This window comes from Marinicrinis lubricantis, from assembly GCF_042658665.1.
Classification (GTDB): Bacteria; Bacillota; Bacilli; order Paenibacillales; family KCTC-33676; genus Marinicrinis; species Marinicrinis lubricantis.
The window spans coordinates 1-8,428 of record NZ_JBHSQV010000113.1; the positions used below are offsets into that span (position 1 = coordinate 1).

General features: G+C 47.0%; 8 protein-coding genes. 1 reads left to right on the forward strand and 7 read right to left on the reverse strand.

Features of this window, described 5'->3' with window-relative positions; genetic code table 11:
• On the forward strand, positions 1 to 86 hold an 86-nt coding region (locus ACFPXP_RS08835), incomplete at its 5' end, for an IS3 family transposase (RefSeq protein WP_379893747.1).
• A gap of 292 nt (positions 87 to 378) precedes the next feature.
• Here ACFPXP_RS08835 and ACFPXP_RS08840 read toward each other — a convergent pair.
• Genes ACFPXP_RS08840 through cmr1 form a run of 7 tightly spaced genes read right to left on the reverse strand, consistent with a single transcriptional unit; the run spans position 379 to position 8,075 of the window.
• On the reverse strand, positions 379 to 1,314 hold the full coding sequence (locus ACFPXP_RS08840) for a DUF6602 domain-containing protein (RefSeq protein ID WP_379893858.1): 936 nt from the start codon (positions 1,312 to 1,314) through the stop codon (positions 379 to 381).
• On the reverse strand, positions 1,311 to 2,150 hold the full coding sequence (gene cmr6 / locus ACFPXP_RS08845) for a type III-B CRISPR module RAMP protein Cmr6 (protein WP_379893859.1): 840 nt from the start codon (positions 2,148 to 2,150) through the stop codon (positions 1,311 to 1,313). Before cmr6 ends, ACFPXP_RS08840 begins: the two co-directional genes overlap by 4 nt.
• Positions 2,147 to 2,554 (reverse strand): type III-B CRISPR module-associated protein Cmr5, encoded by a 408-nt coding sequence (cmr5, locus tag ACFPXP_RS08850; RefSeq protein WP_379893860.1) that lies wholly within the window; start codon positions 2,552 to 2,554, stop codon positions 2,147 to 2,149. Before cmr5 ends, cmr6 begins: the two co-directional genes overlap by 4 nt.
• Positions 2,551 to 3,573, reverse strand: coding sequence for a type III-B CRISPR module RAMP protein Cmr4 (gene cmr4 / locus ACFPXP_RS08855; protein WP_379893861.1), 1,023 nt, complete (start codon positions 3,571 to 3,573; stop codon positions 2,551 to 2,553). Before cmr4 ends, cmr5 begins: the two co-directional genes overlap by 4 nt.
• Before the next feature lie 35 nt (positions 3,574 to 3,608).
• Positions 3,609 to 4,874 (reverse strand): type III-B CRISPR module-associated protein Cmr3, encoded by a 1,266-nt coding sequence (gene cmr3, locus ACFPXP_RS08860; RefSeq protein ID WP_379893862.1) that lies wholly within the window; start codon positions 4,872 to 4,874, stop codon positions 3,609 to 3,611.
• Complete coding sequence (cas10, locus tag ACFPXP_RS08865; RefSeq protein ID WP_379893863.1) at positions 4,843 to 6,636, reverse strand: type III-B CRISPR-associated protein Cas10/Cmr2; 1,794 nt, start codon at positions 6,634 to 6,636, stop codon at positions 4,843 to 4,845. Before cas10 ends, cmr3 begins: the two co-directional genes overlap by 32 nt.
• Positions 6,612 to 8,075 (reverse strand): type III-B CRISPR module RAMP protein Cmr1, encoded by a 1,464-nt coding sequence (gene cmr1 / locus ACFPXP_RS08870; protein ID WP_379893864.1) that lies wholly within the window; start codon positions 8,073 to 8,075, stop codon positions 6,612 to 6,614. Before cmr1 ends, cas10 begins: the two co-directional genes overlap by 25 nt.
• Between the last annotated feature and the right edge of the window lie 353 nt (positions 8,076 to 8,428).

The following is an 8,428-nucleotide window of genomic DNA, read 5'->3' on the forward strand; positions in this document are numbered from 1 at the left end:
GCTTCTATAATGGAAAAAGAATCCACTCCTCTATAGGGTATTTCACTCCAAATCAATACGAACGTATGTTTCATCCGGCTGCGTAATTCTCTCGATTTTATGTGTCCAATCTATTGACAGAGGTCCAATTTCCACGAATTTCACTTGTAAACCCTTTAAGGACGCGGGGTGCGAACCTCCTAGGGAATTTATGTGTGCTTGGGGTTCGCACCACTAGAAAAAGATGGCTTGGCACCAGTATGCTCCACTTTGGACCCATAGTTGTTACCCAATTGATAAAATCGCACACTATCTTTTTCTTTGTCTATTAATTGGATAAGCCCCAATTTTAAAAAGATGAGCGCCCTCCTACTTCCCCCAAATCATATTCCTAAAGATCTATTCCTTCGTACATTTCTCATTAAACATATCCACATAAGCTTTATGAGGGAATAACATTGGGTTATTAATCAGCATCAGAAGCTGGTTAAGTTGAAAGGTTAGCGAGAGCAACGAGATCTCTTCTTTTTCCTCGTTATTACGATTTCGGTTGACATGGACTCGATAATTCCGCAAATCATACGATTTCTTTTTCTCTTCTGCCCCCATTGCCTGCTTTCCACCTGTCTCTCCAGGCTCAGACCCATCAAATGCCTTAGCATACTTCTTGTACTTTTCATCGCTATGGTTTAATTCATCATACCAATATTCCAAGTCTTGCCGCTCGGATGTCAGCTTAATACTTAAGCGCTTCCCTCTAGGGTGAATAATGATATCAAAACCGTCGGGGATACTTAGTTCAGATTCGTTAGTGTGACACAGTACCCGAACCGGACGTGTTGAAGTTTGTGTATGTTTTTTTTCTTGAAGATTTTCGCCAAAAATAACGGCAGGATTCATTCTGGTCACAGCCTTCGGGGACGTCTTAAGCTCCTTGATTCCTTCCAACCAGTCTTTCAATACATTGGGTTCCGGTTTTTGACTTTTACATTCCACCACTACGGAGACCGCTTCAATGGGGATATATTTCAAGATACCATGCCGAAAAATATAGGGAGTATACTGCTCGTCATAAATAGCTAAATCGACTTCGTTAGATATCCGGCCACCGGAATCAATGATAAAAACGGAACGAGCAATGGAAAACTTCCTCGGTATCAACTGCTCGAACATGTTCTTCCAAACTTCTTCTCGGAAGCCGCCCGTCGTTCCCGGATGCTGGCTCTGAAAACAAAGCTGGCTAACAATCGATTCCTCTAGCTCCGCATAGTTGTTTACAATGTGCCGAATCGCCTTCTTCCCTCTTTCCTCAGAGCTTTCATTTTTTTTACTCATTCCTCTCCTGCCCCCTCCTCAGTTTTCATGAACATTCTTCCGTATCCGGCATTCGTCTTCCCGCCGATCCCTTCCTGCTCCAAAGCCTGGACCAGGATTAATTTAGCGATATCCAGCCAAGCATCAGCTTCCTCCTGGTCCGCATCACAAGACAGCATAATCTTGAAATCAGCCATTACCGATAGAAACGGCACGGGAACCGGCGAATCGTCGTCACGAGGTGCATTCGATCTACCTTCCGCCAGCATAGACTCGGCTTCTGAGCGGCGCTGCCTTGAATCCTCTCCATCTCCCGGCAAGCTGTTGTATGCTTGATGGTGCGGCGTCATTACATCAGGCAAGAGAGCATTGTGAACCGTCTCTGGTGTTGGCAAAGCATCAAAAAATCGAATATAACCCGCTTCCTGTTGGCTGCCGAAAAGCACCTTATAGCTGTCCCCGTCCATCCGAAAAGACCGTTGCTCCGCTCCGAGATGCTTGTGGCAGAAATGAGCGGCCAGCCCCTTGAGTGCAGTCCCAGGAATATACGGCACACCATAAGTCTTGTGTACCGCTAGTCCTGCTTCTAGTACAGTTTGCTGGCCTAGCCCGATGATGCAAGGTGATGCGCTGGAGACGATGAAAGGTGGTAGAGAGCGTCCTGCTATTTCCGAATAATGCCGCTGATACAGTTCAACAAACCAACTCTTTGAATCCGTCCAATATTCCCCATAACTTCCCGCAATCCAGTTGTAATACTCGCCTTTCTTCTCCGTATGCTTGTTCTTCACTATCTTTTCAAGATCGGAATTTCCATCCGCTCCATTGTACTTGTTCAACATCTGATGTAGATTCACGGTGACCCCTCCTTTAATTGGACAATAAATGTTGATTCCGATTTCCGAAGTAACGTTTCACTGTAACGCTTGAACCACGTTGCAGCATGCAGTGCACGTCGGGATAAATATCGGTATGGTCCGCTATCCTTGGGGAGGGCCTCACTTGTTAATCGCTCAAGACCGAGCGCTTCTGCCATAAAACGCAAGTAAGCTGCATAAGCCTCTTGATCAACAGATTTGGACGCTTCTCCAGCTGACTTTGCCTGATAAAAGGCTACAGCCAACCGCAGTCCGTTCTGAAGCAGCAGTGACGGAAATTCACGGCTTCGCCGGAAATATTCAATCGCTTCCGGCGAGTCCTGTTTAATGCCGCTGATGTGCCGAAAGGCTACTTCAGCATATCGGTGTTCGTACGACTTCATACGCCTTCCCCTCCAGAAAAACGAAATCTCACCCGTCCTTTACCTACCGTTACATTACCGCCAATTTGCATCACTTTTGTGCCGGACAGCTTGCTTAACAATCTCTGTTCCGTAAGTCCTTCAATCTTGGTGTACAGACGGTCACACCAGACGATACCGTACAAAATCGATTCCGTCGGCAAATATTCCTCAGACCACAACATCCCGTTTTGTACCACCTTCATGTCGGGTGAAATACGAATTCGTTGTGTTACTTCACAGCACATGGTTACAAAATACTGAAAATCCTCATCGGAAACGAGTACAAAGCGCTCTTTAAACATGCGGCGGGAAGATGCATCTTCGAAAATTTGTTGACTCGCCCATTCTGCCAAGAGATCGAGCTTCTCCGACTTTCTAGCTCTGCATACAAATTCATCGAGATAAATCCGAAATGGATATCCCTCCCCCCAATTAGACGCCGAATGATTTTGGGTTGCTTTTCCATCCTCAGGTTCAGAGCCAGCCAATACACTCCCCGTAGTAATCCATGCACGGGAATCAGTCAACTCTTGTTCCAATTCCCCAATATCTAAACAAGCCTTTATGTTGACATCCTTCATATTGGAAGCTTCCAGATCACGAACCAACCTCCGGACGGCCAGCGGACAAGTAACATATGCGAAAGTTCCATAGAAACTGGTTACCGGAAACGCAAACAATCGGCTGTCTGAAAAAACGAGCGCTCCCGCATTTCCCTCAATCTCTTTATCTCCGGTTCCCCTCTGATCAGCCTTACCAAAAGCAGTGTCCAGCCACTCCTGTTTTTTTAGCGAAACTGAAGCATTCCCTTCTATATTCTCCAGTTCCCTCGCCATCATTTCGCGCTGCACTCCCTTTATGCTGCTGCCCGGAAAATAGGGCCATTCGGTTATCTTTTCTCTCATTATCGGCATATCAATTGCGCCTACGCCCTGACCCGTCCCGACATGAACCGGGGACAGACAATGTGTCCAATACATCTTACTGCTAACGCTCATCGAGCTTGCACCTCCTATTTTCGTTCCGTATCGTTTTACGATTTTTCATCCCAGATGCCCCATAAAGACAGACCAAATCCGTCATTTCTATCATGCATGGCCGTTCTCCGGTTACGATCGGATACGGATTGCAGCCACAGCTTTTCTGCGAGCAGTCGCGGGTTGCCTCGTTCAACTTTAAAGAAATAAACACTTCCCGCTGGAACCATACGTCGGACTGCCTTTTCCTCCCTTTTCCCATAGCTCCAACCCGAGATAGGCTGCCAACGAGGGACGCAAGCCCACTTGAGCTCCAGAACGATATCTTCCTCGCCTACTGCTTCCGGTTTTCCCCTTAAGTCGCTATCAAGCCATCCCGGCAGCCATCCTTTCGTAAAATAAGCCGGAGTGGCCAGCACCATTCGAATATAACCCGCCCCATCCAAAGCCTGGAGAATCGTTTCAGGACAAGACCAAACATCACTAGCTTCGATTTCGCTGAAATGTGCCAGACGCCGTTTTCCGCCAAACGAGTGGATCGCCGACAAGCCTTTCGGCCAAACGATATCCGACTCGGACAAATCGGCTTCTGCCAACAAATACGCATCCTCCGGAAACACCAGCGCCTCGGTATCAAACAAAATCCCCTCCATCGACGTACGCGATGCCGTGTCAATCGATACATGTGTGCGAACATCTCGGGGGAACGAATGCAGAAACGGCTCCGCTACCGCTTCTTCAGAACAAATCGAACCGTAGTGATCGTTTTTCGATGGGCAGGTCGCATTCCCCGTGTACCAATTGTTCAGCGGTTGCAGCCAATTTTCCGTTAGCTTGTGTGTCTGAAGCCAATCGACCATACATTCCGCGGACAAGTATTGGGGTGCTTGAGCTGCAGCCTTGCCTCTGGCTCCCGCAGCGGGCCAAAGTCTGTCTCCATGCCAACCGCTCCTGCCTGTACCTAGAAAGCCTTCCCCTTCTTCCGGCTTGCGAGGAACGATCTTGTCCGCTTCCAACCCATTCTCTGCCCTCCGAAAATGAAGATCCCTTGGAACCGTGAAATAAGGCTGTCCCTTATAATGCAAAAGAGGACCGCGAACAACCAACTTCGCCACCTCAAGCTTCACCTTTTCGCCGAACCCGGTTGTATCACCGTTTTCTTTAGTCAATCTCTTCCCCAGCAGCGTGCGAATCGTGCCGGCAACAACACTGGGCGGCACTTCGTTCATGCTGTGCGCCTTAGCACCGGGACTAGCGTCAAATGGACGTCCGTCCCGCAGCATCACCGGTTCAAGAGGACGAATTTTCAGCGATTGTTTCATTAATAGCACCCGCTTTCTCCAGATTGACGGCAATAATAAACTGCTCGGCCAATACACGCAGCCGTTCCAACGGTACACCCTTCCCCCTAAACATTTCAATCATTGGCGCGACCAGCTTGTTTTGCACCGCTTCTGCAGTCAAGTGATCGGGCTTTTTGTGGATCGCCAGCCGCTTTAATTCCTTTTCAAACAATCTAGATGCTTGCTCGTGATCGGATAGCCAAAGAGAACCTGAGTTCAACCGCCTGTACTCCTCATATAAACCGCGCAACTCATAAGCAAACGAGAACGAAAATAACTGATCCCGATACCATTGCTGTATCCGCTGCAGACGTTCCACCGGCAGCTCGTCAAAAGACAAACGAACCTGCATCTGATTACCGCCATTGCGCTTGCGGTAAACAATTGCTAGGCTGTTCCGCTCCTGTTTAGCCATACGTTCAGCTTCTGCGGCTAGCTGCCGAACGTCCCCAAGTATTTCCATCATGTGCACAACTGCGATTCCTATAGAAAGTGTAGGCCGTCTTCCACCCTTAGGTACCGCTTCCTTCATGATCCGGCCAAAAGATTGCTGCAAGTTAGCCGCCGCTTCCAGACACTTATCGATCGGTAAATACGCCATTACGTCATCGCCACCGCTGTAAACCAGACGTCCTTCGCAGGAACTGATGATGTCTTCCGCTCTAACGGCGAACCGGGACAATCGTTCTGTGAATTCTCCATACTGCTCAAACGTGGACAGTTCGTTCAGAGACTCACCCATTCGGTCTCCGTCGCAAAGCAGGAATGCATAATATGGTGTTGGGCGTAAGCTAATTCTTCGGTACAATGCCTCTAATTCCTTAATCGCTTGAACTATAACCTTCCGCTTTTTGTCACCCTGCATAGGCGGGTTTGCTTGTTCGTCAACAAACTCCTCAATTCGGCTCTCGTAAAAAAGCCTAAATTGACCATCTCCACCTAGATTCAGCTTTCCAAACACCGGATCAATCCCACGCAGCTTAGAAATGTAATCTTCCACTTGAGATTGCAGTTTCTCATCCATCTGCAGCCGTCTCCGGAAGTTGTTGAACGCTACGTCGCATACGGAAACAAAATGACTATTGTCGTGGGTGTACATAGAAAGCCGTTTTACTGCCGAAATGGCATCCAACGTTTCATTAGATTTGATACCAAAACGGGACAGATAGTGGTGTTTATCGGGCAGCAATACAGATTCACGTCCACTGTCAAGGCTCGATTTCTTTTCACCAAACATTCTTGCAGGCTCATTCTGTTTGAAATCACGCAATGTTTTGCGGGCAATCAGCAATTGTTCGGCGCGTTTCAGAGCTGTTCCGTAATCTTTTAAGTCATGAAGCGGGACCCATACCGCGTAAAACTCGATAAAATCTTTAATTTGCCGATCCCATAGACGTTCATTAACATAAGGCCGCAAGTGCTCGAGCGATTCGTCCGCAATTTTCTTCCAAGCTCTAGCTACTTCAGTGCGAATCTCCAGTGCAAGCTGTTGCGGACAATCAGATTCGACGTAACCTAGCAACTTATTCGTCACCTTAGCCCGATCCGACGGAGTCTCCCAATCGATATGTGGATATACGATTTTACCGTTCCTATCACGAAATGCCTCTGCTGCAGCGCGGCTGAGCCTCGATAGAAGAAAAGAGCCAAACCACAGGTCTCGCGTCCGTCTTGCCTGCGCGATAAAATCCTGTACAGGCCCGATCGAGAACAGCATCAATTTTCGTTCAGCCACTGCCATGTTCCTACCTCCTTCCAATTTAAAAAAGCAGTGATCGCCGAGTCAGTAACCCTTTCAAAGCGATTATTTTGACTGCCGCTAACCTTCATCGGATTGTACACTTTTCTTTCGGGCAGATACTCTGGAGCGATATAGACGGCACTAGGTTCAATATTTTTCCCTTTGAACTGCTGCTTATCATTTTTCTTTTTAGTCGACCGCAAACTTAACCATCCTAGTTTAGGCTGGTTAAGCACGATCACCGCGCTGACTGCACTGGTACCATCCATAACAGCAACGGCCTTCAAAATGATTGGTGAAGCCAGGCGGTCACGCCCTTTTGGCACGAGCTCGGTATCCGACGGCTCGCATCCCTGAGTTAATGGCGGATACTTCTTCGTATCGTTCCTAAAATGGAAAACAATCGGCAACCCTAATTGAGCGCGTGGAAAAGCGATATAGTCCTTACCCTCCTTGATGGTGGTTGACTTCAAATGATCTTTGACTCCCTTACCAGTAATTCGGCGAATTGAGTCAGCTTCCGGCCAAAATGATCTTGAAAAACATCGGCTATCCTCGTATTCTTTTCGGGCACTGCGAAAGTCTTGCAGATTCTTAACGACCGTTCCCCACGCCTTTACGGGTTCCGCCTCTCCTCCAGAAAATTTGATTGTGGTACTTAAAGTCGACCAATCACGATACGATTGTTGAAAATTCTCCTCATGCGAAACCAAGTTCAACTTGTATTTTTCTACTTTTTCCTGAAACCACGTTCGGAGCTCATTTGCCCTAGCAGTTTTGGGGGAGAATTCCGAACAATACAGGCTTCCACAGCCTCTTCGCGTCCGAGCTCCAATACCTCCAAAATTAATCCATGCCCATAAAGCGCATTCAATTTCAAGCTTGAATTCCTCTGACGACTGCATACACTCCTCTTCTTCTAATTCAGGAAGAGCATACTCAATGTGAAGGATAAATTTAAAATTGTTTATATATTTAGGTCCTTTATTTCCGGTTTCTCTCTCGAGTTTTTCTTTTACGGTTTCTCTCAATGGAAAAAGAGCATATTGACTTTCCTGAAGTTCTCTGGCCATTTTCGGATTTTTAGAATCTTCATTGAATACTTTTTCCGACTTAATTTCCGACAATGTTTCAACCCGAATTTTCACCGGACTCGGTCTATCAGTACTACCAAAGATCTCCACCTCCCGCTTTCTTAATTCTGCTACGTCTTTGCAAGAGGCCCCACGGGTAGCCCGCCACCAGAATCGAAGTTGACCGCGGATGGCACTGCTTCTCACTGGTTGCCGATTATCAATCAAGTGTGGTTTCGCCCCTCCGCCAATCATCGGTGTCACCACGCGAATAGTAAAGCTGTCACGAACTTTTTTTTGATTAAGCTTTTCCAGCGAGTCTTGAATTTTCGATAGCTCCAATTCAGGATTTTTTAATTTACGCAATTTGAGTTTCACCCCGTTTCAATTAATCCCTTACCAGGAAAAAGGGATCATTCCCACGTTGACATTTTTCGCCTCCTATCTACCAAAACCCTCCTTTTTTTACTAAATTCCCAATTCAGACAGACCCTACTTATCATTATTTATTGGGATTGGCTTGTTAACCGACACTCACTGCTAATATTTAGAGAATCTAGAGGAAATGGTAGAGGAGATATACTGGCCGTACTTGATGCTAGACTTTAAATTGGACACGGAGAACCGAGAGTGCGACAATAAAAGCATTCATAATCGAGGTGTCCGAAATGACGAAAAAGTACGACAAGGAATTCAAACTTCAAACCGTAAGACTCATC